22 protein-coding genes are annotated in these 24,523 nt (G+C 73.9%); 19 read left to right on the forward strand and 3 right to left on the reverse strand.

The genetic code is table 11. The annotated features are described in order from the left end of the window. Window positions 1-57: 57 nt before the first annotated feature. From sufD to O7599_RS31810, 12 genes are all read left to right on the forward strand, one after another. Window positions 58-1,239, forward strand: coding sequence for a Fe-S cluster assembly protein SufD (gene sufD, locus O7599_RS31755; RefSeq protein ID WP_281619051.1), 1,182 nt, complete (start codon window positions 58-60; stop codon window positions 1,237-1,239). After that, window positions 1,236-1,571, forward strand: coding sequence for a non-heme iron oxygenase ferredoxin subunit (locus O7599_RS31760; RefSeq protein WP_281619052.1), 336 nt, complete (start codon window positions 1,236-1,238; stop codon window positions 1,569-1,571). Before sufD ends, O7599_RS31760 begins: the two co-directional genes overlap by 4 nt. A 7-nt stretch (window positions 1,572-1,578) precedes the next feature. Further along, on the forward strand, window positions 1,579-2,343 hold the full coding sequence (gene sufC / locus O7599_RS31765; protein WP_281619053.1) for a Fe-S cluster assembly ATPase SufC: 765 nt from the start codon (window positions 1,579-1,581) through the stop codon (window positions 2,341-2,343). Next, window positions 2,340-3,596: a cysteine desulfurase gene (locus O7599_RS31770; protein ID WP_281619054.1), complete on the forward strand. Its 1,257-nt coding sequence runs from the start codon at window positions 2,340-2,342 to the stop codon at window positions 3,594-3,596. Before sufC ends, O7599_RS31770 begins: the two co-directional genes overlap by 4 nt. 16 nt (window positions 3,597-3,612) lie before the next feature. Continuing rightward, a complete protein-coding gene (gene sufU, locus O7599_RS31775; RefSeq protein ID WP_281619055.1) occupies window positions 3,613-4,074 on the forward strand; it encodes a Fe-S cluster assembly sulfur transfer protein SufU in 462 nt (153 codons plus the stop codon). Continuing rightward, window positions 4,071-4,406 carry a metal-sulfur cluster assembly factor gene (locus tag O7599_RS31780; RefSeq protein ID WP_027742964.1) on the forward strand — a complete coding sequence of 112 codons (336 nt, stop codon included), beginning with the start codon at window positions 4,071-4,073 and terminating at the stop codon, window positions 4,404-4,406. Before sufU ends, O7599_RS31780 begins: the two co-directional genes overlap by 4 nt. A 165-nt stretch (window positions 4,407-4,571) precedes the next feature. Then, entirely contained in the window at window positions 4,572-5,183 is a 612-nt protein-coding gene (locus tag O7599_RS31785) for a sigma-70 family RNA polymerase sigma factor (protein WP_281623600.1), read from the forward strand. After that, window positions 5,176-6,174, forward strand: coding sequence for a CU044_5270 family protein (locus O7599_RS31790; protein ID WP_281619056.1), 999 nt, complete (start codon window positions 5,176-5,178; stop codon window positions 6,172-6,174). Before O7599_RS31785 ends, O7599_RS31790 begins: the two co-directional genes overlap by 8 nt. Window positions 6,175-6,346: 172 nt before the next feature. Beyond that, window positions 6,347-7,342: a 2,3,4,5-tetrahydropyridine-2,6-dicarboxylate N-succinyltransferase gene (gene dapD, locus O7599_RS31795; RefSeq protein WP_281619057.1), complete on the forward strand. Its 996-nt coding sequence runs from the start codon at window positions 6,347-6,349 to the stop codon at window positions 7,340-7,342. A gap of 172 nt (window positions 7,343-7,514) precedes the next feature. Continuing rightward, entirely contained in the window at window positions 7,515-8,081 is a 567-nt protein-coding gene (locus O7599_RS31800; protein ID WP_281619058.1) for a SigE family RNA polymerase sigma factor, read from the forward strand. Beyond that, window positions 8,078-9,301 carry a hypothetical protein gene (locus tag O7599_RS31805; protein WP_281619059.1) on the forward strand — a complete coding sequence of 408 codons (1,224 nt, stop codon included), beginning with the start codon at window positions 8,078-8,080 and terminating at the stop codon, window positions 9,299-9,301. The genes O7599_RS31800 and O7599_RS31805 overlap by 4 nt, the downstream gene beginning before the upstream one ends. A gap of 61 nt (window positions 9,302-9,362) precedes the next feature. Continuing rightward, window positions 9,363-10,157 (forward strand): EI24 domain-containing protein, encoded by a 795-nt coding sequence (locus tag O7599_RS31810; protein ID WP_281619060.1) that lies wholly within the window; start codon window positions 9,363-9,365, stop codon window positions 10,155-10,157. On the opposite strand, the gene O7599_RS31815 is transcribed toward O7599_RS31810, so the two are convergent. Continuing rightward, entirely contained in the window at window positions 10,147-11,991 is a 1,845-nt protein-coding gene (locus tag O7599_RS31815; protein WP_281619061.1) for an endonuclease/exonuclease/phosphatase family protein, read from the reverse strand. The two genes, O7599_RS31810 and O7599_RS31815, sit on opposite strands and share 11 nt — an antisense overlap. A 217-nt stretch (window positions 11,992-12,208) precedes the next feature. Here O7599_RS31815 and O7599_RS31820 point away from each other — a divergent pair, with 217 nt between their 5' ends. The 3 genes from O7599_RS31820 (at window position 12,209) to O7599_RS31830 (ending at window position 17,722) form a co-directional block, all read left to right on the forward strand. Beyond that, window positions 12,209-13,696 carry a hypothetical protein gene (locus O7599_RS31820; protein WP_281619062.1) on the forward strand — a complete coding sequence of 496 codons (1,488 nt, stop codon included), beginning with the start codon at window positions 12,209-12,211 and terminating at the stop codon, window positions 13,694-13,696. Window positions 13,697-14,043: 347 nt separating this feature from the next. Continuing rightward, the gene (locus O7599_RS31825; protein ID WP_281623601.1) at window positions 14,044-16,413 is read left to right on the forward strand and encodes a PQQ-dependent sugar dehydrogenase; all 2,370 of its coding nucleotides are present in this window, start codon (window positions 14,044-14,046) and stop codon (window positions 16,411-16,413) included. A 265-nt stretch (window positions 16,414-16,678) separates the two neighbouring features. Beyond that, a complete protein-coding gene (locus O7599_RS31830; RefSeq protein WP_281619063.1) occupies window positions 16,679-17,722 on the forward strand; it encodes a DUF1080 domain-containing protein in 1,044 nt (347 codons plus the stop codon). An 85-nt stretch (window positions 17,723-17,807) separates the two neighbouring features. On the opposite strand, the gene O7599_RS31835 is transcribed toward O7599_RS31830, so the two are convergent. Then, window positions 17,808-19,205 carry a TerD family protein gene (locus O7599_RS31835; protein ID WP_281619064.1) on the reverse strand — a complete coding sequence of 466 codons (1,398 nt, stop codon included), beginning with the start codon at window positions 19,203-19,205 and terminating at the stop codon, window positions 17,808-17,810. 16 nt (window positions 19,206-19,221) lie between these two features. Next, entirely contained in the window at window positions 19,222-20,178 is a 957-nt protein-coding gene (locus O7599_RS31840; protein ID WP_281619065.1) for a DMT family transporter, read from the reverse strand. A gap of 89 nt (window positions 20,179-20,267) precedes the next feature. Between O7599_RS31840 and O7599_RS31845 the strand changes: the two genes are divergently transcribed. The 4 genes from O7599_RS31845 to araD all read left to right on the forward strand — a co-directional run bounded on the left by O7599_RS31845 (window position 20,268) and on the right by araD (window position 24,431). Continuing rightward, window positions 20,268-20,870 carry a TetR/AcrR family transcriptional regulator gene (locus O7599_RS31845; protein ID WP_281619066.1) on the forward strand — a complete coding sequence of 201 codons (603 nt, stop codon included), beginning with the start codon at window positions 20,268-20,270 and terminating at the stop codon, window positions 20,868-20,870. A 221-nt stretch (window positions 20,871-21,091) separates the two neighbouring features. Further along, window positions 21,092-21,724: a GntR family transcriptional regulator gene (locus tag O7599_RS31850; RefSeq protein ID WP_281619067.1), complete on the forward strand. Its 633-nt coding sequence runs from the start codon at window positions 21,092-21,094 to the stop codon at window positions 21,722-21,724. 74 nt (window positions 21,725-21,798) lie between these two features. Then, window positions 21,799-22,695, forward strand: a complete 897-nt coding sequence (locus O7599_RS31855; RefSeq protein ID WP_281623602.1) for a dihydrodipicolinate synthase family protein — start codon at window positions 21,799-21,801, stop codon at window positions 22,693-22,695. Further along, complete coding sequence (araD, locus tag O7599_RS31860) at window positions 22,692-24,431, forward strand: L-arabinonate dehydratase (protein ID WP_281619068.1); 1,740 nt, start codon at window positions 22,692-22,694, stop codon at window positions 24,429-24,431. The genes O7599_RS31855 and araD overlap by 4 nt, the downstream gene beginning before the upstream one ends. Window positions 24,432-24,523: the final 92 nt, after the last annotated feature.

A 24,523-nucleotide genomic window follows, 5' to 3' on the forward strand; every position in this document is an offset into this window, starting at 1 on the left:
GAAGAGGCCGGACCAGCCTTCGAGACGATTCCCGAGAAAGCGAGTACGAGAACAGTCATGGCCGACGCCCAGAAGATCCCGGCCGGCTCCACCGCCGCCGGAAGCATCGCGGTGGCCGCCGAGTCCACCGTCGCCACCAGGATGAGCGCCCCGCCGTCCTTCGACGTGGCGGACTTCCCGGTCCCGCACGGCCGGGAGGAGGAGTGGCGCTTCACCCCGCTGGAGCGGACCCGCGGCCTGCACGACGGCAGCGCCGCCGCCACCGGCGAGCCCAAGGTGGCCATCACCGCGCCCGACGGCGTCAGCGTCGAGACCGTCGGGCGGGACGACGCGCGGCTGGGCCGGGCCGGCACTCCGGTGGACCGGATCGCCGCCCAGGCGTACTCCTCGTTCGAGAAGGCCACGGTCGTGACCGTCCCGAAGGACACGCAGCTCGCCGAGCCCATCCGGGTCTCGGTGCACGGCGAGGGCAGTGTGTCCTACGGGCACCAGCTCATCGAGCTGGGCGCCTTCGCCGAGGCCGTCGTCGTCATCGACCACACCGGCGACGCGGTGCTCGCGGAGAACACCGAGTACGTGCTGGGCGACGGCGCCAGGCTCACCGTCGTCTCCGTGCAGGACTGGGACGACGCGGCCGTGCACGTCGCGCAGCAGTCGGCGCTCATCGGCCGGGACGCCAGCTTCAAGTCCGTGGTCGTCACCTTCGGCGGCGACCTGGTCCGGCTGCACCCGCGGGCGCACTACGGGGGCCCGGGCGCCGAGGCCGAGCTGTACGGGCTGTACTTCACCGACGCCGGCCAGCACCAGGAGCACCGCCTGTTCGTCGACCACGACGCCCCGCACTGTCGCAGCAACGTGGCGTACAAGGGCGCGCTCCAGGGTGCCGACGCGCACGCCGTGTGGATCGGCGACGTCCTGATCCGCAAGGCGGCCGAGGGCACCGACACCTACGAGCTGAACCGCAACCTGGTGCTCACCGACGGCGCCCGCGTCGACTCGGTGCCCAACCTGGAGATCGAGACCGGCGAGATCGTCGGCGCGGGCCACGCGTCGGCCACCGGCCGCTTCGAGGACGAGCAGCTCTTCTACCTCATGGCCCGCGGCATCCCGGCCGACGAGGCCCGCAGGCTGGTCGTGCGCGGCTTCTTCGCCGAGCTGGTGCAGCAGATCGGCATCGAGGACGTCGAACGGCGCCTGATCGAGAAGATCGAGGCTGAGCTGGAGGCGTCCGTGGCATGACCGACACGAACAACGCGACGTACGTCCGCGCCTGTGCGCTGAGCGAGCTTGAGGAGGACATCCCCAAGCGGGTGGAGCTCGGCGGCACGCCGGTATCGGTCGTGCTCACGGAGGACGAGGTGTTCGCGATCTACGACATCTGCTCGCACGCGAACGTCTCGCTCTCCGAAGGCGAGGTGGATGACTGCCAGATCGAGTGCTGGCTGCACGGCTCCACCTTCGACCTGCGTACCGGCAAGCCCTCCGGGATGCCCGCCACGCGCCCCGTCCCCGTGTACCCCGTCAAGATCGAAGGGGACGACGTGTTCGTCTCCGTCACCCAGGAGTCCTGAAGGCACCATGGCAACGCTTGAAATCCGCGACCTGCACGTCTCCGTCGAGGCCGACAACGCCACGAAGGAGATCCTCAAGGGCGTCGACCTGACCGTGAAGCAGGGCGAGACCCACGCCATCATGGGCCCCAACGGCTCCGGCAAGTCCACCCTGGCGTACTCCGTCGCCGGCCACCCCAAGTACCAGATCACCTCCGGGACCGTCACCATCGACGGCGAGGACCTGCTGGAGATGAGCGTCGACGAGCGCGCCCGCGCCGGCCTCTTCCTCGCTATGCAGTACCCGGTCGAGGTCCCCGGGGTCACCGTCTCCAACTTCCTGCGCACCTCCGCCACCGCCATCCGCGGCGAGGCCCCCAAGCTCCGCACCTGGGTCAGGGAGGTCAAGGAGGCGATGGAGCGGCTGAACATCGACCCCGCCTTCGCCGAGCGCAACGTCAACGAGGGCTTCTCCGGCGGCGAGAAGAAGCGCCACGAGATCCTCCAGCTCGAACTCCTCCGGCCGAAGATCGCGATCCTCGACGAGACCGACTCGGGTCTGGACGTCGACGCGCTGCGCATCGTCTCCGAGGGCGTCAACCGGATCCGCGAGAGCGGCGAGGTCGGCACCCTGCTGATCACCCACTACACCCGCATCCTGCGCTACATCAAGCCCGACCACGTGCACGTCTTCGCGGGCGGCCGGATCGCCGAGTCCGGCGGCCCGGAGCTCGCGGACAAGCTGGAGGAGGAGGGCTACGCAGCCTACGTGAAGGGCGGCGCATCAGAGTGACCGAACTGCCGGGCCTCCTCGACACCGAGGCGATCCGCAAGGACTTCCCGATCCTGGACCGCACCGTCCACGACGCGAAGAAGGTCGTGTACCTGGACAACGCGGCGACCTCGCAGAAGCCGCGCCAGGTGCTCGACGCGCTCAACGCGTACTACGAGCGGCACAACTCCAACGTGCACCGCGGTGTCCACGTCCTCGCCGAGGAGGCCACGGCCCTCTACGAGGGCGCCCGCGACAAGGTCGCCGCCTTCGTCAACGCGCCCAGCCGGGACGAGGTCGTCTTCACCAAGAACGCCTCCGAGTCGCTGAACCTCGTGGCCAACATGCTCGGCTTCGCCGACGAGCCGTACCGCGTGGACCGCGACACGGAGATCGTCATCACGGAGATGGAGCACCACTCCAACATCGTCCCGTGGCAACTGCTCGCGCAGCGCACCGGCGCGAAGCTGAAGTGGTTCGGCCTCACCGACGACGGGCGCCTGGACCTGAGCGACCTGGACGAGGTCATCACGGAGAGGACGAAGGTCGTCTCCTTCGTGCTGGTCTCCAACATCCTCGGCACGCACAACCCCGTCGAGGCCATCGTCCGCCGCGCCCAGGAGGTCGGCGCGCTCGTCGTCGTCGACGCCTCCCAGGCCGCCCCGCACATGCCGCTGGACGTGCAGGCGCTGCAGGCCGACTTCGTCGCCTTCACCGGGCACAAGATGGCCGGCCCCACCGGCATCGGGGTGCTCTGGGGCCGCAAGGGACTGCTGGACGACCTGCCCCCGTTCCTCGGCGGCGGCGAGATGATCGAGACCGTCTCGATGCACTCCTCGACGTACGCCCCGGCGCCGCACAAGTTCGAGGCCGGCACCCCGCCGATCGCCCAGGCCGTCGGCCTCGGCGCCGCGGTGGACTACCTCAGCGGCGTCGGCATGGAGCAGATCGAGGCGCACGAGCGCGCCATCACCGCGTACGCGCTCGGGCGGCTCCAGGAGGTCCCGGACCTGAGGATCATCGGCCCCACGACGGCCGAGGAGCGCGGCGCCGCGATCTCCTTCACGCTCGGCGACATCCACCCGCACGACGTCGGCCAGGTGCTCGACGAGCAGGGCATCGCGGTCCGGGTCGGCCACCACTGTGCGCGGCCGGTCTGCCTGCGGTACGGAATTCCTGCGACCACGCGGGCGTCGTTCTATCTGTACTCCACCCCGGGCGAGGTCGACGCGCTGGTCGACGGCCTGGAGTACGTCCGGAACTTCTTCGGCTGAAGGGCGTGGGAACAGCGTGAAGCTCGATTCGATGTACCAGGACGTCATCCTGGACCACTACAAGCACCCGCACGGGCGGGGCTTGCGGGCCGGCGACGCCGAGGTGCACCACGTCAACCCGACCTGCGGTGACGAGATCACGCTGCGCGTGAAGCTCGACGGGCACACCATCGAGGACGTCTCGTACGAGGGCCAGGGCTGCTCCATCAGCCAGGCCAGCGCCTCCGTGCTCAACGAGCTGCTGGTCGGCAAGGAGCTGGCCGAGGCGCAGCGGATCCAGGAGAGGTTCCTGGAGCTGATGCAGTCGCGTGGGAGGATCGAGCGGGACGAAGACCTGGCTGCCATGGAGGAGGTGCTGGAGGACGCGGTCGCGTTCGCCGGCGTCTCGAAGTACCCGGCGCGCGTGAAGTGCGCCCTGCTGTCCTGGATGGCGTGGAAAGACGCCACGGCCCAGGCGCTGAAGGAGGCCGCAGCATGACGGACACCGACGTGACGACGAAGCCGGCGGAGGAGGACGAGATCCGCGAGGCGCTGTACGACGTCGTCGACCCCGAGCTGGGCATCGACGTCGTCAACCTCGGCCTGATCTACGGCATCCACGTGGACGAGGGCAACATCGCCACCCTGGACATGACGCTGACCTCGGCGGCCTGTCCGCTGACCGACGTGATCGAGGACCAGGCGAAGGCCGCCACGGAGGGCATCGTCAACGACCTGAAGATCAACTGGGTCTGGATGCCCCCGTGGGGTCCCGACAAGATCACCGACGAGGGCCGCGAGCAACTGCGCGCGCTGGGCTTCAACGTCTGAGAAACCGCTGGAAGCCCGTCCCGGTCGACTCCGGGGCGGGCTTTTCGCGTCCCCGTGAACTCGTCGGCGGCTGTCGGGCAACAACTGGTGACATGCTCCGCCACCACCGCTTCGAACGGGGACCGCCCAGTGACCGACCCGCCGCACGACATCCCGGAGAGATTCGTGGAGGCCCCGCGCGACGTGTCGCCGCTCGTCGACGGAGACGCCGCCGTGATCGAGGAGTCGCTGGACCGGCCCGAGGCGTTCGCGGAACTGTACGACCGGCACGCCCCCGCCATCCACCGCTACGCGGCCCGCCGGCTCGGCAGCGGAGCGGCGGACGACATCACCTCCGACACCTTCCTGGCCGCCTTCCGCGCCCGGGCCCGCTTCGACCCTGCCCGCACCAGCGCCCGGCCCTGGCTCTACGGCATCGCCGCCAACCTCATCGGCCGGCACCGCCGTTCCGAGGTGCGGGGCCTGCGCGCCCTGGCCCGTACCGGCGTCGACCCCGTGGCCCACTCCTGGGTCGACGAGGCCGACGACCGGCTCGCCGCGCAGGCCGCGCACGCGCCCCTCGCGGGCGCGCTCGCCGCGCTGCCGGCCGGCGACCGGCACGTGCTGCTCCTGGTGGCCTGGGCCGACCTCAGCTACGCGGAGGTCGCCGAGGCGCTGGACATCCCCATCGGCACCGTGCGCTCCCGGTTGAGCCGGGCCCGGCGCAAGGTCCGCGCGGCCGTCGGGCCCGATCCCCACTCCACCCACGACGCACCGGAGGCGGCAACCCATGGATGAGATGTCGAAGTTGCGCGAGTGGCGCGACGACGCGCCGACCCCCGACCGCGCCCGGCTCGCCCCCGGCCGCCGCCGGCTGCTCGACGCGGCCGGCCGCAGGCGGCGGCGGCTGCCGCTGCTGGGTGACTGGCGCGTGGTGTCGGGTGCGGTGGCCGCGGGCGTCACGGCGGTGGCGCTGCTGTCGGTGAACCTGGGCGGCGACCCCGGCGGCGACGAGGGTGTGGCGGCGGCGGAGGGCGGCAGCGTGGTGGCGACGGGGACGCCGGTGCAGCAGGACGCGCCGGAGCTGCTGCGGCTGGCCGCCGCGGAGGTCGTCGACGACCCGGTGCCGCGGCCGGAGGTGGGGGACTGGGTGTACACGCGGGAGATCGAGATGGAGATCGGCAACCCGGCCGACGAGTCCCCGTCCCCCAGTGAGCAGTGGTTCAAGTACGCCGACCCCGAGTTCGAGGACTGGAACGAGGGCGACGACCACTCGCCGCGGGAGCGCTTCGAGTACCTCGCCGCGCTGCCCGAAGACCCCGACGGGGTGCTGCAGAAGGCCCGCTGGTTCTACCCGGAGAGCGGCGGCCGGCCCGACAGCGAGGACCCCGGCGCCGGGCGCAGTGACGAGGAGCTGGCCGACTGGAACTTCGGGGCGCTGCGCGTCCTGCTCGGCTCTTCGCCGATGCACCCCGTCGGGCAGTCCCGCGCCTACGAGGCGATGGCCACGGTCCCGGGGCTGCGCGTGGCGGACACCACCGTGGAGGACGCGGCCGGCCGGCAGGCTCTGGCGTTCTTCCTCGACTCCGACGGGAAGGGCGGCGAGGACGAGTTCCGGGACGAGCTGCTGATCGACCCCGAGACCTACGCCTACCTGGGCACCCGGTACGTCGCCACCGAGAACACGGAAGAGGCGGACTCCTGGCCCCGGGCGAAGAAGGGCGAGGTCGTGATCAGCACGGCGGTCGTCAGCGCCGGGCTGGTGGATCGCGAGGGCGTACGGCCCTGAGCAACCGCGGGCGTACGGGACGGGAGGGCCGTACGGGCACGGGGGCGGAGCGGCCCGGGTGCGCCGGGCCGTGCCACCGCGGGCCGTCCCGTCGCCTGCCCGGCAACGGCCGGCGGGTGTCGTCATGCGGACCGGTTCGCCTCCCGCGCCGGGCGGCGGTTAGCGTTCGGGTATGACCGACGCAGCGACCCCCGCCACCCTCCGCACCGGCGCCGCGGCCACCGGCCTGGCCACCCTCACCCCCGACGGCACCGTCCTGGACACCTGGTTCCCCGCCCCCGCGCTCGCCGACGACCCAGGGCCCGCCGGCACCGAGCGGCTGACCGCCGAGCGTGCGGCCGAGCTGCTCGGGGAGCCCGCGCGGGCGGCGCTCGGGCCCGACCCGCGGCGCGGGGTGGAGGTGGTCGCGGTGCGCACGGTGATCTCCTCGCTGCAGGAGAAGCCGGCCGACGCCCACGACGTGTACCTGCGGCTGCACCTCCTCAGCCACCGGCTGGTCCGCCCGCACGGGCAGAACCTCGACGGCGTCTTCGGCCTGCTGGCGAACGTCGCCTGGACCTCCCACGGCCCCGTGCCCGCCGACCGGATCGAGGAGGTGCGGCTCGCGGTCCGCGCCGCGGGGCAGCACCTCCAGGTCACCCACCTCGACAAGTTCCCGCGCATGGTCGACTACGTGCTGCCCTCCGGCGTCCGCGTCGGCGACGCCGACCGCGTCCGCCTCGGCGCGCACCTCGCGTCCGGCACCACCGTCATGCACGAGGGGTTCGTCAACTTCAACGCCGGCACCCTCGGCACGTCCATGGTCGAGGGCCGGATCTCCGCGGGCGTCGTCGTCGGCGACGGCTCGGACGTCGGCGGCGGCGCGTCGATCATGGGCACGCTCTCCGGCGGCGGCAAGGACGTCATCTCCCTCGGCGAGCGCTGCCTGCTGGGCGCCCAGGCCGGTGTCGGCATCTCCCTCGGCAACGACTGCATCGTCGAGGCCGGCCTGTACGTCACCGCAGGCACGAAGGTCGCGCTGCCGGACGGCGCCGTGGTCAAGGCCCGCGAGCTGTCCGGCGCGAGCAACCTGCTGTTCCTGCGCAACTCCACCACCGGCGCGGTCGAGGCCCGCCAGCGCTCCGGCTCGTGGGGCGGGCTGAACGCCGCGCTGCACGCCAACGACTGACGCGGGGCGGCCGGTTCGTACCCCGGAAGCCGCCTCCCCGACCTCGCGTACGCCCGCCGCGCACGGCACGCCGCCGTGCGCGGCGGGCTTTCCGCAACTCGACGCATAGCGGCGGGGCGCCGGAGGCGTCTACAGGGGCAAGGGTGACCCGGACAAGGAGGGGCGGGGAGAGATGGACGCGGCGAGCGAGGCCGGTTTCCACGAGTTCGTGGAGTCCAGGTCCGGTGTGCTGTTCAGGACCGCGCTGCTGCTGAGCGGCGGCGACCGCGGCGCCGCGGAGGATCTGCTGCAGAACGCGCTGATCAAGGCGGCGGGGCGCTGGCAGCGCATCGACGAGCCGGAGGCGTACGTCCGCCAGGTGCTCTACCGCCAGCAGATCAGCCGCTGGCGGTTGCGCCGGCGGTCCCGTGAGCAGGTCGTCGCCGAGCCGCCGGAACCTGGCAGGACGGCGGCCGGCGGCGACCCCGTGCACGACGCGGAGCTGCGGATCGTCATGGCGCGGGCGCTGCGCCGGCTGACCACGCGACAGCGCACGATGCTCGTGCTGCGGTACTACGAGGACCTGCCGGAGGCCGAGGTCGCCGCGCTCCTCGGCTGCTCGGTCGGCACCGTGCGCAGCACCACCCGGCGGTCGCTGGAGAAGCTGCGCGCGATGTCCCCGGAGCTGACTTCCCTCGCCCTCGACCAGCCCGGCACCCCGGAACCCGTTCGCCAGCAGTTGACGGAGGTCAAGCCGTGAAGGTCGAGGAGTTGGTGCGCCGATCGCTGCACCAGATGGCGGAGTCGGACGCGCACCCGGACCCCGGGCTGGCCGGGCGGGTGCTCAGGACCCGGCGCCGGCGCCGGGTGACGGGCATCTCCGGCGCGGTGGCGTCGGTGGCCGCGGTCGTCGCGGTGGCCGTGGCCGTGCCGCTGGCCGTGCCCGGGTCCGGCGGGGAGGGGTCGGCCGCGACCTCGGAGCAGGACGTGATCGGGCGGCCGGGCGAGTCGCCGCCGCGGGGACTGATCGCCGCCGGCGACGTGGCCCTGTCCGCGTACCACACCCGCGAGACGGAGGTACTGCCCGGCGGCGACCTCATCGACGGCAGCAAGTGGCGCCTGTACGACCCGGCCACCGGGCGGTACGAGGAGACCGACTGGGCCTGGATCGACGTCGCCCCCGGCATGCGGACCGCGGCCGTCCTCGAGAAGGACCTGCCCGCCGACCGCATCGGGCTGCTGGACCTGGCCACCGGCGAGGTGGAGCGGTGGATCCCGCTCGACGGCGAGGGCGTGGGCTCGGTGGAGTTCTCGCCGGACGGCGAGCGGCTCCTGGCCACCGCCTACGGGCACAACCCCGACCGCCGCTTCAAGGACGCCTCGTACTGGATGAACGAGGACAAGGTGCCGGGCGCCAAGCGCAGCCGCACCGGCTTCTACGTCGCCGACGTGGCCTCCGGCGACGCCGCCTACACCGCGTTGCCGTACGCCGACGACCCCGACCACGGCGTGCAGGGCATGAGCGGCCGGGAGGATCTGAGCTGGAGCGACGACGGCGAACTGATCTGGGAGCACTGGGCGTTCGAGCCCGGCCGCCTCTACTACGACCTGTCCGGCGAGAAGGCCGAGCGGCCGGCGCGGGAGAAGCACGTCTCGTACGCGGAGGCCGGCCTGTCCCCGAACGGGCGCCTGGTCGGCGGTGAGTTCGCCGGCAAGGGCGACGAGATCGCCTCCGAGGTGCTCGACTCCCGCACGGGCGAGCGCGTCGCGAAGGTGCCCGGGCAGCAGCTCCTCGCCTGGGCCGACGACGAGCGGCTGATCGCCTGGGGCTGCGACCCCGGGGTCTGCCAGAAGAACGAGTTCAGAAACCGGCTCGTCCTCATCGGCCTCGACGGCGAGCAGGTGATCCCGCTGTCCGGCGCCCGCGCCGGCAACGACGGCGACGCGCGCCGCTGGATCCCGGAGTTCACCGAGCGCTGAGCACGGAGTACGACCGGCGCCGAGCCGCCGCGCATGCCCGCGACCCCCTAGGGTTGCGGGCATGCGTGACTTCACCACCGGATTCGGCTACGTCGGCAAGGGGCTGCGCTGGGTCGCCGGGCACGGGCGGTCGTGGGCCCTGGGCCTCGTGCCCGCGCTCATCGCGCTCGTCCTCTACGCCGCCGCGCTCGCCGCCCTCGCGTACTGGGCCGACGACGTCGCCGTGTGGGCCACGCCCTTCGCCGACGACTGGGACTCGCCCTGGCCGGGGCTGCTGCGCGGGCTGTTCATGGCGCTGCTGCTGCTCGGCGGCATCGGGCTGGCGCTGCTCACGTTCACGGCGGTCGCGCTGCTCATCGGTGACCCGTTCTACGAGGCGCTGTCCGGGCGCGTCGAGGAGGACGCGGGCCACTGCCCGCCGGGGCCGGACGAGGCGCTGCTGCCCGGGCTGTGGCGGTCGCTCAAGGAGAGCGTCCATGTGCTGTCGCGGGCGCTGATGTTCACCGTGCCGCTGTTCTTCCTCGGGTTCGTCCCGTTCCTCGGGCAGACGGTCGTGCCGGCGCTCGGCTTCGCCGTGGCCGGCTTCTTCCTCACCGTCGAGCTGACCTCGTTCGCCCTGCAGCGCCGGGGGATCGACGTGCGCGGCCGGCTGGCGCTGCTGCGCCGGCGCAAGATGCTCGCGCTCGGCTTCGGCGTGCCGGTCGTGCTGCTGTTCCTGGTGCCGCTGGCCGCGGTGATCGTGATGCCGGGGGCGGTGGCGGGCGCGACGCTGCTCGCCCGCCACCTCGTCGGCGACGACGTGCCGGCTCGGCCGGCCCCGGGCCCGGTCCCCGGCCCGCCGCCCGTCAGGGCCTGAGGCGGACGACCGAGGGGTCGTGGTCGCTGGCCTGGTCGGCGTACTCGGCGTTGAGGTGCACGATGTCGTACTCCGCGCGGGCCGCCAGCGAGGGGCTGGTCAGGATGTGGTCCAGCACCTGGGAGTTGCCGTTGAAGACGTAGCCGTAGCGCTCGGCGCGCGGCAGCCCGTTCACCAGGTCGACGAGCGCGCGGCCGGCGGTCAGCCGCGCCACGGCGGGGGAGAAGGGGAAGTCGTTGATGTCGCCGGCGACGACGACGCCCGCCTTCCGGTCCACGGCGAGCACGTCCCGTACGAACTCGTTGACCGCCGCGGCCTGCGCGATCCGCTGCTCCTCCGAGCCCCGCGCGGGCGGCTGGAAGCGGCTGTCGAGGCCCTGGTCACCGCCCTTGGAGCTGAAGTGGTTGGCGACGACGAAGACCGTGCGCCCGCGGAAGGTGAACTCGCCGGCGAGCGGCTTGCGGCTGTCGTTCCAGGCCGCGTCGCCGGGAGCGATACGGCCCGGGGAGGCGGACAGCGCCGGGGCGCCGTTGTCGTCGGTGACGGCGACGGGCGTCGTGGCGTCGCCGCCGGGGCGGTCGGTGAAGGACACCCGCGCGGGGTCGTACAGGAACGCGACGCGGATGTTGCCGCCCGGCTGGCCGCCGTCGGCGTCGTCGGCGGGGTCGATCTGGCGCCACTCGTACGCGGGCCCGCCGGCGGCGGCGACCGCGTCCGTCAGCTTGCGCAGGGTGGCGTCCGCGCTCGTCACGGCGTCGTTGGTGGCGCCGTTGTCGTCCTGGACCTCCTGGAGGGCCACGATGTCGGGCGAGGCGAGGTCGTCCACGAGGGCCCGGGCCAGCCGCTCGAACTTCGCGGCGCCGTCGCGGGCGGAGAGGTTCTCCACGTTGTACGTGGCCACCGCCAGCTCCGCGGCGCGCTGCGGGCGGGTCGACTCGGGGTCCGGGCCGGTCTGCCGCTCGGTGCCCAGGGTCGTGGCCTGCAGCTCGTAGCCGCCGAACTGGTCGTAGTCCAGGGGGCCCGCGGTCGTGCCGCCGAGGTGGTCGCCGACGTCCAGGACGGGGAAGGGGCGTTCGGCGAACGGGAGGAGGGAGGCGACCTTGAGCCGGCCGCCGTTGGGGTCGCGGTAGCCGGCGTACAGCACCCCGCCGCGGGCGGTGCGGTTGCGGGCGGGCTCGGCGGTCACCCAGAGCTCGTTGAACTCGGACGTCGGCCCGACGACCCGGGCGTCGCGCACCGCGACCCGCATGCCCTCCAGCGACTCGTAGCGGTCGAGCGCGTACGAGCCGGGGCGCAGCCGCAGATCCTCGATGCTGCCGCCGTCCGCGTCGGGGGCGAACCGGCCCGGGACCGTGGCGTCGCGCAGGACGAAGGCGTCGGGCAGCGGGTTGCCGGAGGAGACGACGGTCCATGTCGCGCCGGTGAGTTCGGTGACGGACTGCAGCCCCGCGTCCTTGCCGCCCGGGTAGTACTCGGTGACGGAGCCGGAGACCTCGACCGCGTCGCCGGGCGCGACGTCCGGGGTCGTGGAGCCGGTGAAGACGAAGAGGCCCTCGCCGGTGGCCGGGTTCGCGTCGGGCCGGGGGTCCTGGAGCCAGAAGCCCCGGGCGGAGCCGAAGGCGCGGACGGCGGTGACGGTGCCGGACACGCCGGTGACCTGGCGGCCCGCGAGCGGGGATATCCGGGTGTCGCCCTGGATGTCCCGGATGCGTATGAGCCCGTCGCCGGCTTCGGCGCCGGCGTCGGTGTCCGCGGCCCCGGCGGCGGGGGCGGCGAGCAGCGCGGCGGCGAGCGCGGCGGCGACGGCGTACGGGACGGGGCGTGCGCGTTGCATGGTGTCCTCCGGGACAGGGGCGGGTCCTGGGATCAGCAGGGCGGAAGGCGGGTACGTCTACGCGCGTCAATGTCGTGCGCGCGTACGGGCGTTGTCAAGGAACGCGAAATGAACTCCCGGCGCGCGACCCTGCCGGGACGGCGTCTTCGGCCCCGCCGCCCCCGCGGGGGCTACGCTTGGGCAGCGTCCGATTGATCCCCAGTCTTCGGAGTTGTCGATGACCGCAGACCGCACCGTCCTGCCGCCCGTCCGGCTGCCCGCCGAGGCGGAGCTGGCCCGGGAGGCGCTGGCCGCACCGCTCTTCGCGCGGGCCGTCCGGCTGGCTCGCTGGGCCGGTCCCGGGCTGCGGGTGGGCGCGGGCGGTGAGCTGCCCGACGCCGAGGTGCGCGCGGCCGCGGCGGAGCTGGGTCTGCGGGAGGGCGCGGACGGCGAGGGCGAGGCGCGGGCGGTCGCCGGCGAGGCGTGGCGTATCGCCGTGGACGTCGGCCTGGTCGACGTCACCGCGCCGGAGGAGGGCGACGACGCCCTGGGCACCGCGGCCCCGAGCGCCGAGCTGCGGCTGGTCACCGGCGGCGCGCCCGCCGACGTGCTGGAGCTGTGGGCCGCGGCCTGCGAGTGCGTGCTGTCCGACGCCGCGCTGCCGGACCTGAGCGAGCTCGTGGAGCAGATCACCTCGGGCCAGGAGCCGGCCCTCGACCGGCTGGACTGGGACCCGGAGGCCGGCGCGGACTTCCTCGACGGTGCGCTCGGCAACCTCTACCTGCTCACCGCGATGGAGGGCCCCGGCGCGGACGGCGCTGTCCCGCTGCCGGCGCTGGCCGCGTCCCTCGTCGTACCGGACGACATGGACGAGCCGACCGACGAGGTGCTCGCGGAGGTCTCCGAGGCGGTGCTGCGGCTCGACGAGCAGTTCCGGATGCTGGAGCCGGTGGGTGTGGTGGCGTACCAGCCGGTGGCCGAGGAGATCCTGTTCGAAGCCGCCGGCAGCGCACCCCCGGTGGACGCGCCCGAGGACGCCGACGACGACGAAGAAGAAGACGTCTCCCGCTACGGCGTCGTGCGCCTCACCCCCCTCGGCCTGTACGCGCTGCGGCGGCGGATGCTCGCCGAGGGCCTGGACGCCCCGCTCGTCGGCGAACTGGCGGGCGAGGACGCCTACGTCCTCCTCGACGCCCTGCCCCGGCTGCCCGACGCGGTCGCCCAGACGGAGGCCGAGGCCTGGCTGGCGGACCGCAAGCCGGCCGAGGCGGCCACCGAGCTGCTCGACGCCGCCCGCGGCACCGACGACCGCGCCCCGGCCCGCCGGCTGGCCTGCCAGCAGGCGCTGGCCGTCGCGGGCGGCGAGGCGGAGCCGGCGGTACGCGACGTCCTGCACGACCGCGAACTGGGCGGTCTGGCGCGGGTGTGGCTCGCCGAACGCGGCGTCTCCGGCGTGCCGCAGCCCACCCAGGACATGGTCCTCTGGCTGGCCGTCGACACCGTCGCCGCCCAGTTGGGCGGGCTGCGGGACGACACCCCGGAGCTGCGCGAGCTGGTGGCGCACCTGGTGGGCATGCACCGCGGCTTCTTCGCCGCCGCCTGGCGCGTGGACCACCCGGCCACGCCGGAGGTGCTGGAGGCGATGGGCCGTCTCCACCCGGACCGCCAGGTGGCCAAGGACGCCCGCAAGGCGGCCTTCAAGGCCCGCTCCCGGGCCGCGGTGTAGCGCGCCGCACCACACCGTCCGAGCGCCCGGCCGTACGCGGCCGGGCGCTCGCGTGCGCTCCCAACTGGGCTTTGTCCTAGACCGGGATGAAGTTGACTCCCGTTGCTGCCAAAGCCCTTTTCGGCAGGGACGAATGCGGTTACGGTCCTGACGGCGGGGCGCGCCCGTCAGCACACCGGCCACACGTCCGCTCACCAGTCACGCATGTCAGGTATGTCGCCACAACGATGCCCCGTACCCGTCGCACCACGGGAGGACGCAACGTGCACCAGACCCGACCGAGACTCCGTACCGCGCTGGCCGCCTTCGCCGGAGCCCTGCTCCTCGGCAGCGGCCTCGCGCCCGGCATGGCCGCCACCGGCGCCGCGCACGAGCCGCCGGCCGCGGCCCAGGACGGCCCCGTCGCCCCCGACCTGCAACAGGTCACCCTCGCCAAGGGCGTGGACCAGGTCGGCGAGCCGATGGCGCTCGCCGTACTCCCCGACGGCGGCGTGCTGCACACCTCGCGCGACGGCACCCTCTGGCACACCGGCGCCGCGGGCGGCACCCGCGTAGCCGCCCAACTGCCCGTCTACCCGCACGACGAGGACGGCCTCCAGGGCGTCGGCGTGGACCCGGACTTCGAGACCAACCGCACCGTCTACCTCTTCTACGCGCCCGTCATGGACACCCCCCACGGCATCGCGCCCAGCGACGGCGAGCCCGCCGAGTTCGAGGCGTACGAGGGCACGAACCGCCTCTCGCGCTTCACCCTGAACGAGGACGGCACCCTCGACCTGGGCAGCGAGCAGACCGTGCTGGAAGTCGGCACCGACCGCGGCCGGTGCTGCCACAACGGCGGCGACATCGCCTTCGACAGCGAGGGCAACCTGCTGCTGTCCACGGGCGACGACACCGACCCCTTCTCCTCCGACGGCTACACGCCCATCGACGAGCGCGAGACCCGCAACCCGTCCTTCGACGGGCAGCGTTCCGCGGCCAGCACCGACGACCTGCGCGGCAAGATCCTGCGGATCAAGGTCGACGCCGCCGACGGCTCGTACACCGTCCCCGACGGCAACCTCTTCACGCCCGGCACCGAGAAGACCAGGCCCGAGATCTACGCCATGGGCTTCCGCAACCCGTTCCGGATGAGCGTCGACAAGGCGACCGACACCGTCTACGTCGGCGACTACGGCCCCGACGCCGGCGCGGCCGACCCGGCGCGCGGGCCCGGCGGTCAGGTCGAGTTCAACCGGATCACCGAGGCCGGCAACTTCGGCTGGCCGTACTGCCACGGCAAGAACGACGCCTACATCGACTACGACTTCGCCACCGAGGAGTCCGGCGAGGCGTTCGACTGCGCCGCGCCCCGCAACGAGTCACCGCGCAACACCGGCCTGACGGAGCTGCCCCCGGCCCAGTCCGCCTGGATCGCCTACGACGGCGACTCGCTGCCCGAGTTCGGCAGCGGCTCGGAGTCCCCGATGGCCGGTCCGGTCTTCCGCCACGACCCGGACCTCGACTCCCGGCTCCAGCTTCCCGAGCGCTACGACGAGCTGTTCTTCGCGGGCGAGCAGGGCCGCGAGTGGATCAAGACCATCGGTGTGGGCGCGGACGGCGGCGTCGGCGCCATCGAGGACTTCTCGTCCGGCAGCAAGATCATGGACATGGAGTTCGGTCCCGACGGGGCGCTGTACTTCCTCGACTACGGCACCGGCTTCTTCAACGGCGACCAGAACTCGGCCCTGTACCGCATCCAGAGTGCCGCCCAGGGCTTCGCGCCCGAACCCGTCGCGTCCTCCGACGCGACGACCGGGCACGCCCCGCTGAAGGCCGCGTTCTCCGCCAAGGGCACCGGCGACCAGGACAGCGAACACCTCCGCTACCGCTGGGACTTCGGCGACGGCACGACCTCCGGGAAGCCGAACCCGAAGCACACGTACAAGAAGGACGGCCAGTACTCCGCCGTCCTCACCGTCACCGACACGGACGGCAACACCGGCACCTCCGCCGTCCGCGTCGTCGTCGGCAACACCCCGCCCGAGGTGGAGCTGAAGCTGCCCGAGGACGGCACGGTCTTCGAGTACGGCGACGCCATCCCGTTCGAGGTGGCGGTCTCCGACGCCGAGGACGCCGAGATCGACTGCTCCCGGGTGCGCGTGGACTACGCGCTCGGCCACGACACCCACGGCCACCCGATGACCTTCGAGGAGGGCTGCAGCGGCACCATCGAGACCTTCGCGGAGGACCGGCACGACGATCACGCCAACCTCTTCGGCCTCATCCGCGCCCGCTACACCGACTCCGGCGGCGCCACGGCCGGCGTGCCGGCGCTGAACACCAGCGCCGAGCACAAGCTCCAGCCCGCGCACCGCCAGGCCGAGCACTTCGACACCGCCGAGGGCGCGGCCGCGGCGAACGCCGAGGGCGCCCAGGGCGGCAAGGCCGTCACCGGCGGGGGCGGCGACTGGATCGCCTTCGAGCCGTACGTGCTGAGCGACATCGCGCACCTGTCCGCCCGCGTCGACGCCGCCGGCAGCGCCGACGGCGCACTGGAACTGCGCGCGGGCGCGCCCGACGGGCCGGTGCTCGCCACCGCCGAGGCGGGCGGCGCGAGCGGCTGGAGCGAGGTGAGCGCCCACGTCATGGACCCGCCCGCGGGGACGACGACGCTGTATCTGGTGTTCACCGGAGGGGAGTTCAAGCTGGACAGCTTCCACCTCGGCAGCGGCTGACGCCGCGCGCCGCCGCACGGCCCGGCGCCCCGAGGGGAGCGCCGGCGGACGGCGGCGGGGAAGACCGCACGCACACGCCCGGCGGGCGCGGGCCGACCCGCGCCCGCCGGGAGGCGACCGGCCGCCGCGCGGCACAGGCAGCGCGCGGCGGGCCCGGAGCCGGGCCCGCGCCGGCCGCTCCCGGGCGCCTTCCGCGCCGTAGCACCGCATCCCCCCACGGCCCCTTGACCCGTACGCCCGACGACACCACCCGAGGAGCCACACCATGCGTCGTACGAGCCTTCCGCTCGCCGGCACCGCCCTGGCCGCCGCCACCCTCGCCGGCGGACTGCTCGCCCCGACCGCGACCGCGGCCGGGGCCCCCGCGACCGGCGCCGCCGGCGACAGGACCTGCGCGGCCCCCGACGCCCGCCCGACGGTCCGCTTTCTGGACGACGACAGCCGCGTGCCCAACCGCACCGCCGGAGGCGGCTGTACGGTCAACGACCTCATCGACGACGAGCGCGCCTGGAAGAGCCGGGGCGCGTTCGTGGCGCACACCGAGAAGGTGTCGCGCTCCCTGCTGCGCGCCGACGTGATCGGCCCGGTGGAGTACGCGCGGCTGATCGTGACCGCGGCGCGGTCCGGCATCGGCGGGAAGCACGGGCCCGCGCCGTACGACGTGATCTTCGACGGCAGCCGGGCGTCGTTCGACGACTGGGGCTACGTCGGCGGGCGCGGCTTCGAGCTGAACGACGACGGCTCGATGGCCACGGGGCCGGAGCCGGCCACCGGCGGGCTCGGGCTGCTCTGGTACGAGAAGGAGCAGTTCGGCGACTTCTCGCTGCGGCTGCAGTTCCGCGACGAGCGGGCGGACGACGGCCGCTCCAACAGCGGCGTCTTCGTCCGCTTCCCGGGCGTGGACCCGGCGGCCAACCCGGAGTGCAAGACCACCGATCCGGCGTGGGTGTCCGTCAACTGCGGGCACGAGATCCAGATCAACGACTCGGCCGAGACCTCCGGCAACGACCCGCGCAAGACCGGCTCGGTCTACGGCTTCGCCGACCTCGACCTCGCCGCCGCCAAGCCCGCCGAGAAGGGCGTGTGGAACGACCTGGAGATCCGGGTGGTCGGCCAGCAGTACACGGTGATCCGCAACGGCGAGGTCATCAACGAGTTCGAGAACAAGCCCGGCCTGCCCTTCCCGGGCCGCCCGGACGACCCGGGCACCAGCGGCCGGCAGTTCGCCGAGGGCTACGTCGGCCTGCAGAACCACGACACGCAGTCGGTCGTGGAGTTCCGCAACATCCGGGTACGCGACCTGTCGTAGCCGGCGCCGCACACGAGACGGCGGGGCCCGGTCACGGACCGGGCCCCGCCGCCGTACGTCTCCCGGGGACGCCTGCCGTACGGGACTACAGCGCCGCCGCGGCGGGCTTGACCATGCCCTTCACGGTGCGCGAGTCGACGTACTCGCCGAGGGCGGTCATCTCCCACTCGCCGCTGAACTGCTTGATGAACTTCGCCATCAGCACGCCCGTGCGGGGCTCGGAACCGGTGAGGTCGAAGCGGACCAGCTCCTCGCCGGTCTGGCCGTCGAGGAGGCGGCAGTACGCCTTGGCGACGTCGGTGAACTTCTGGCCGGAGAAGGAGTTGACCGTGAAGACCAGGCCGGTGACCTCCGGCGGCAGGCCGCCGAGGTGGACGGTGATGACCTCGTCGTCGCCGGCGCCCTCGCCCGTGAGGTTGTCACCGGAGTGCTGGATGGCGCCGTTCAGGATCTGGAGCTTGCCGAAGAAGCAGTTGTCGATCTTGTTGCGCTGCGGGCCGTAGGCGATGACGGAGGCGTCCAGGTCGATGGACTTGGCGCGGCGGCGGCCACCGCCGAAGGCGGGCTCCCAGCCCAGGCCCATCTTCACCGTGCTCAGCAGCGGCTGCCCGCCCTTGACGAGGGAGACCGTCTGGTTCTTCTGGAGGCTGACGCGGCCCTTGTCGAGGTTGATCTTCCCGGGCTGCCCGGCGGCGGGCGGCGGTCCGGGCTGCTGCGGGGCGGCGGCCGGAGGCGGGCCGAAGCCGCCGGGGGCGGGCGCGCCGGGCGCCGGGGGAGCGGGGGGCGGGGCGGCGGGGGCGCCCCACTGGCCCGGGGGCGGCGGGGGCATCGACCCCGGCGCCGGCGCGGCCGGCGGCATGGGCGCGGCGGGCGGCTGCGGGGCGGCGGGCGCCTGCGGGGCCTGCGGCGCGGCCGGGGCCTGCGGTGCCACGGGCGCCTGCGGCGGGGCGGGGGCGGCCGGCGGCGGGGGTGCGGTGGCGGGCGCGGCCTGGGCGGGCGCGGGTTCGTCGACGCTGACGCCGAAGTCGGTGGCGATGCCGGCGAGCCCGTTCGCGTACCCCTGGCCCACGGCGCGCACCTTCCACGCGCCGTTGCGCCGGTAGACCTCCACGACGACGAGGGCCGTCTCGCTCGACAGTTGCGGCGGCGTGAACGTGGCGATGACCGCGCCGCCGGCCGCGTCCCGCACCGTCGCCGTCGGCTCGGTCCCCGAGAACGTGCCGCTGTCCAGGCTGGCGGTGACCACGACCTTCTCGATGTCCGCGGGCACGGCCGCGGTGTCCACCGTGATGGTGTCGCCGGTGCCGGCGGACTGGTGCGTCACCCCGGGACCCGAGGGCTGGTTGTAGAAGACGAAGTCGTCGTCGGAGCGCACCTTGCCGGCGGCGGTGAGCAGGAGGCCCGAGACGTCGAGCCGCACCGGCGCGGTGACGTCCACGGCCACCCGGGCGGCGCTGAGCGGTAGGTTCGAGCCAGGGGTCATCGCAGTCATGCCCCGGCTAACGAACGGCCCCGGTCCGCGGTTCCTCCCGTGTCCGCCGGAAGGGGAGCGTCCGCGCGCCGGTGCGCACCGTGCCCCCGGCCGGCCGCGCCGCGGCCGGAGTGCGCAGGGTCGCCGCCGCCACCCCGGCCGCCGCGACGGCCATCCCGGCCACCGCCACCGGACCGGGCGCCTCGCCGAACATCGCGTAGGCCCACAGCGCCGTGACCGGCGGCGTCAGGTACATCAGCGCGCTGGTCACGGTGACCCCGCTGCGGCGCAGGCTCAGCCAGTAGAAGCCGTACCCGCCGGCCGTGGACAGCACCACCACCCACGCCACCGCCAGCCAGAAGCCGCCGCTCGCGGGCGGCGCGCCCCGGCCGCCGACCAGGGCGACCGCGCCGAAGAGCACGGCGCTGACCAGCACGTGCACGGGCACCGCGTCCGCCGGGGGCAGGGGCGCGCGGGTCCGGCGCTCCAGGAAGCTGGCGCCGAGCAGGGCGGCCATGCCGGCGAAGGGCAGCGCGTACGCCCAGGGCGGTGCCGCGCCGGCGCCGCCGAGGTCGTCCCGTACGACCAGCGCCACGCCCGCGAGCCCGACCGCCAGCCCTGCCCACTGGCGCCGGGTCACCCGTTCGCCGAGCAGCGGCCCGGCCAGCGCGCCGGCGGCCAGCGGCTGGAGCGCGGCGATCAGCGCCGCGGTGCCGGCGGGGACGCCGAGGCCCACGGCCCAGACGATCGCGCCGAGGTAGCCGCCCTGCGACAGGGCGCCGATCACGGCCTGCTCGCCCAGCGCCCGGCGCGGGAGCCGGCGGCGGCGCAGCAGCAGCCACACCCCGCCGAAGAGCGCCGCCGCGGCGATGAAGCGCCACATCAGCAGGGTGTCGGCGGCGGCCTCGCGGGTGCCGAGCTCCGCGCCGATGAAGCCGGAGCTCCAGAAGGCGACGAGACCGGCGGAGACGGCCGTAGTACCCATGCTGACCTCCTTGATTATACCGATCTGTTTACTCTCTCTGCCCAGTGTACTAAACAGGTCGGTATACTGGAGGGCGGAGGTGGTCGCAGATGGCGACGCAGACGCCGGTGCAGCCGCGGCTCACGCCCGCGGCACTGAAGATCCTGGACGCCGCGGAGACGCTGTTCTACAGCCGCGGCATCACCGCCGTGGGCGTGGACCTCATCGCCCGCCGGGCCGGCGTCACGAAGAAGACGATCTACGACCGCTACGGCTCCAAGGACGCCCTCGTCGCCGCCTACCTGCACCGGCGTGACGAGCGGTGGCGGACCTGGCTGCCCGCCGAGGTCGAGCGCACCGCCGCCGGCGGCTCCGCCTGCGACCGGATCCTGGCCACCTTCGACGCGCTCGGCACCTGGATGGACGGGCAGTCCCCGCGTGGCTGCAGCTTCGTCAACGCCGCCGCCGAGCTGCCCGACCCCGGGCACGCGGGCCGCCAGGTCATCGCCGACCAGAAGAGCTGGCTGCGCGCGTACCTGCGCGAGCTGTGCGAGCGGGCCGGCGCCGCGGACCCGGGGCTGCTCGCCGACGAGCTGCTGCTGATCCACGAGGGCGCGACCGTCCTCTACGGGCTGTCCGCCGTGCCCGAGCCGGTCACCGTCGCGCGGCGGCTCGCCGAGGCCGCGCTGCTGCGCGCCGGCTGCACCGCCTGAGCAGCCTGAGCCGGCTGTACCGCCCGAGCAGCCTGAGCCGTACCAGGCCGACACCCGTGCGCAGCGCGCTCGTTCCCGCGCGGGCCGCCCAACTCCCCGCCGCGGCACGGAAGTCGTGCCGCCGCAACCCTTGACGAGCCCTCCGTGCCGCCCTACTTTCAGCGCGTCGTACTTCGTACGTCATATATGAGACGCGATACCTGAGACATGTAAGGGCGGCCATGACCTTCGCTCCCGGCCCGATCCCCTCCCGCACGCAGTACGTGCAGGAGGCGATCAAACACGCCGTCCTCACCGGCAAGCTCACCCCGGGACAGCCGCTCGTCGAAGCCGACCTCGCCGCGCAGTTCGGGGTCTCCAAGACGCCGGTGCGCGAGGCGCTCAAGACGCTGGCCGGCTCCGGGCTCGTGGTGATGAGCCAGTACAAGGGCGTCACCGTCCGCACCGTGGACGCCGCCATGGCCCGCGAGGTCTACGACGTGCGGCTGCTGCTCGAACCCGAGGCGCTGCGCCGCACCGTCGCGCTGGACGCGTCGCTCCAGGCCGCGGAAGAGGCCCTGGACCGCGCCGAGTCCGCGCCCGACGCCGCGGACCGCAGCCTCGCCAACCGGGACTTCCACCGCGCCCTGTACCTGCCCTGCGGCAACCCGCTGCTCTCCCGCATGCTCGACGACCTGCGGGACCAGGCCGCGCTGGTCTCCACCGTCGCGTGGTCCGCCAACCCGTCCTGGGAGCGCGAGGCCGGCGAGCACCGGGAGATCCTCCGGCTCGCCGCCGCCGGCGACGGGCAGGCCGCGGGTGCCGCGCTGCACGACCACATCGCCTCGTTCCTCGCCCGGGCGTTCCCGTCGTGAGCGCCGCCGACGGGCCCCGCACCCGCGGCGGCGCCTCCGCCGCCCTCGCCGCCCCCGACAGGAAGGCAGGCCCCATGGACCACCTCAGGCCCGCGCTCGCCGGTGCCGTCGCCATCCCCGTCACGCCCTTCGACGCGGCCGGGGCCGTGGACGAGGACACGTACCGCGCGCTGCTGCGCCGCCTCCTCGACGGCGGCGTACGGGCCGTCACCCCCAACGGGAACACCGGCGAGTACTACTCCCTCGCCCCCGGCGAGCGCCGCCGCGTCACCGAGCTGACCCTCGCCGAGGTCCGCGGCGAGGCCGCCGTCATCGTCGGCGTCGGCCACGACCTGCCCACCGCCGTCGAGGCCGCCCGGCACGCCCGGGACGCCGGGGCCGAGATGGTGATGGTGCACCAGCCCGTGCACCCGTACGTCTCGCAGAGCGGCTGGGTCGACTACCACCGGGCCGTCGCCGACGCTGTGCCCGGCCTCGGCGTCGTGCCGTACATCCGCAGCGACCGGCTCGCCGGCGACCGGCTGGCCCGACTGGGGGAGCTGTGCCCCAACGTCGTCGGGGTCAAGTACTCCGTCCCCGACGCCGCCCGCTTCGCCGCGTTCGCGCGCGACGCCGGCGCCGAGCGGTTCACCTGGGTCGCCGGGCTCGCCGAGCTGTACGCGCCCGCCTACTGGGCCTGCGGCGCCACCGGCTTCACCTCGGGGCTGGTCAACGTCGCGCCCAAGGTCTCGCTCGCGATGCTGGAGGCGCTGCGCGCCGCCGACTACCCCGCGGCCATGCGGGTCTGGGAGCAGATCCGGCCGTTCGAGGAACTGCGGGCCGCCGACGCCTCCGCCGACAACGTCTCCGTCGTCAAGGAGGCCCTCGCCGCCCTCGGCCTGGCCCGCCGCGACGTGCGCCCGCCGGGCCGCCTGCTGCCCGGTCCGGTGCGGGAGCGGGTGGCGGAGATCGTGCGGGGGTGGGGGATATGACCGGCGAAGCGCCCGGACGGACCGGCGGGCTGCGCAGCCACCGCTGGTACGGGGACGGGGTCGCCGCCGGGCTGCGCTCCTTCAGCCACCGCGCCCGCACCCGCCAGCTCGGCTACCTGCCCGAGGAACACCTCGGCAAGCCGGTCGTCGCCGTCCTCAACACCTGGTCCGACATCAACCCCTGCCACGCGCACCTCCGCGAGCGCGCCCAGGCCGTCAAGCGCGGCGTGTGGCAGGCCGGCGGCTTCCCGCTGGAGTTCCCCGTCGCCACGCTCTCGGAGACCTTCCAGAAGCCCACGCCCATGCTCTACCGCAACCTCCTCGCCATGGAGACCGAGGAGCTGCTGCGCTCGTACCCCGTCGACGGCGCGGTGCTCATGGGCGGCTGCGACAAGACCACCCCCGCGCTGCTCATGGGCGCCGCCAGCGCCGGCCTGCCCGCGGTCTTCGTCCCGTCCGGGCCGATGCTGCCCGGCCGCTGGCGGCGCGAAGTGCTCGGCTCCGGCACGGACATGTGGAAGTACTGGGACGACCACCGCGCCGGTCTGATCGGCGACTGCGAGCTGGCCGAGCTGGAGTGCGGGCTGGCCCGCTCGCCCGGCCACTGCATGACCATGGGCACCGCCTCCACCATGACCGCCGCCGCCGAAGCGCTCGGCATGACCCTGCCCGGGGCCTCCTCCATCCCCGCCGTCGACTCCGGGCACGAGCGGATGGCCGCCGCGGCCGGCGCACGGATCGTCGGGATGGTAGGGGAGGACCTGACCCCCGACCGGATCCTCACGCGCGAGGCGTACGAGGACGCCGCCGCCACCGTCCTCGCCCTCGGCGGCTCCACCAACGCCGTCATCCACCTCGTCGCCATGGCCGGCCGCTCCCGCGTCGCCCTGACTCCCGCCGACTTCGACCGGATCGCGCGCACCGTGCCGGTCCTCGCCGACGTACGTCCCGGCGGCCGTTTCCTGATGGAGGACTTCCACTTCGCGGGCGGCCTGCCCGCGCTGCTCTCCCGCCTGGCCGACGTGCTGCACCTCGACCGCCCCACCGTCACCGGCACCCTGCGCGACCGGCTCGCCGGTGCCCGGGTGCACGACCCGGAGGTGATCCGCCCCCGCGACCGCCCCGTCGCCGTCGAGGGCGGCGTGGCCGTCCTGCGCGGCAACCTCTGCCCGGACGGCGCCGTCATCAAGCACGTCGCCGCCGAGCCCCGGCTGCTCGCGCACACCGGGCCGGCCGCCGTCTTCGACGACTACCGCGAGCTGCAGCGCACCATCGACGACCCCGCGCTCGCGCTCACCGCGGACCACGTGCTGGTGCTGCGCAACGCGGGCCCGCTGGGCGGCCCCGGCATGCCGGAGTACGGGATGCTGCCGATCCCCGCGTACCTGCTCAAGCAGGGCGTACGCGACATGGTGCGGATCTCCGACGCCCGGATGAGCGGCACGAGTTACGGCGCCTGCGTGCTGCACGTCGCCCCCGAGTCGTACGTCGGCGGGCCGCTCGCGCTCGTCGAGAACGGCGACCTCGTCACCCTCGACGTGGCCGCGCGCACCCTGCGGCTGGAGGTCGACGACGCCGAGCTCGCCCGCCGCCGCGCCGCCTGGACGCCGCCGCCACCGCGCTACGAACGCGGCTACGGCGCCCTGTACGCCGACCAGATCACGCAGGCCGACACCGGCTGCGACTTCGCCTTCCTGGCCCGTACGGGCCGGGTGCCCGAGCCCTACGCGGGCTGACCGCCCGGGCGCGCACCACCCCTGCCCCACTCCTGTCCGATATTTCGAACGACGTTCGCGAAGCGCTTCGACGGCACTGATTCGACGGCACT

This window comes from Streptomyces sp. WMMC500 (assembly GCF_027497195.1).
GTDB lineage: Bacteria > Actinomycetota > Actinomycetes > Streptomycetales > Streptomycetaceae > Streptomyces.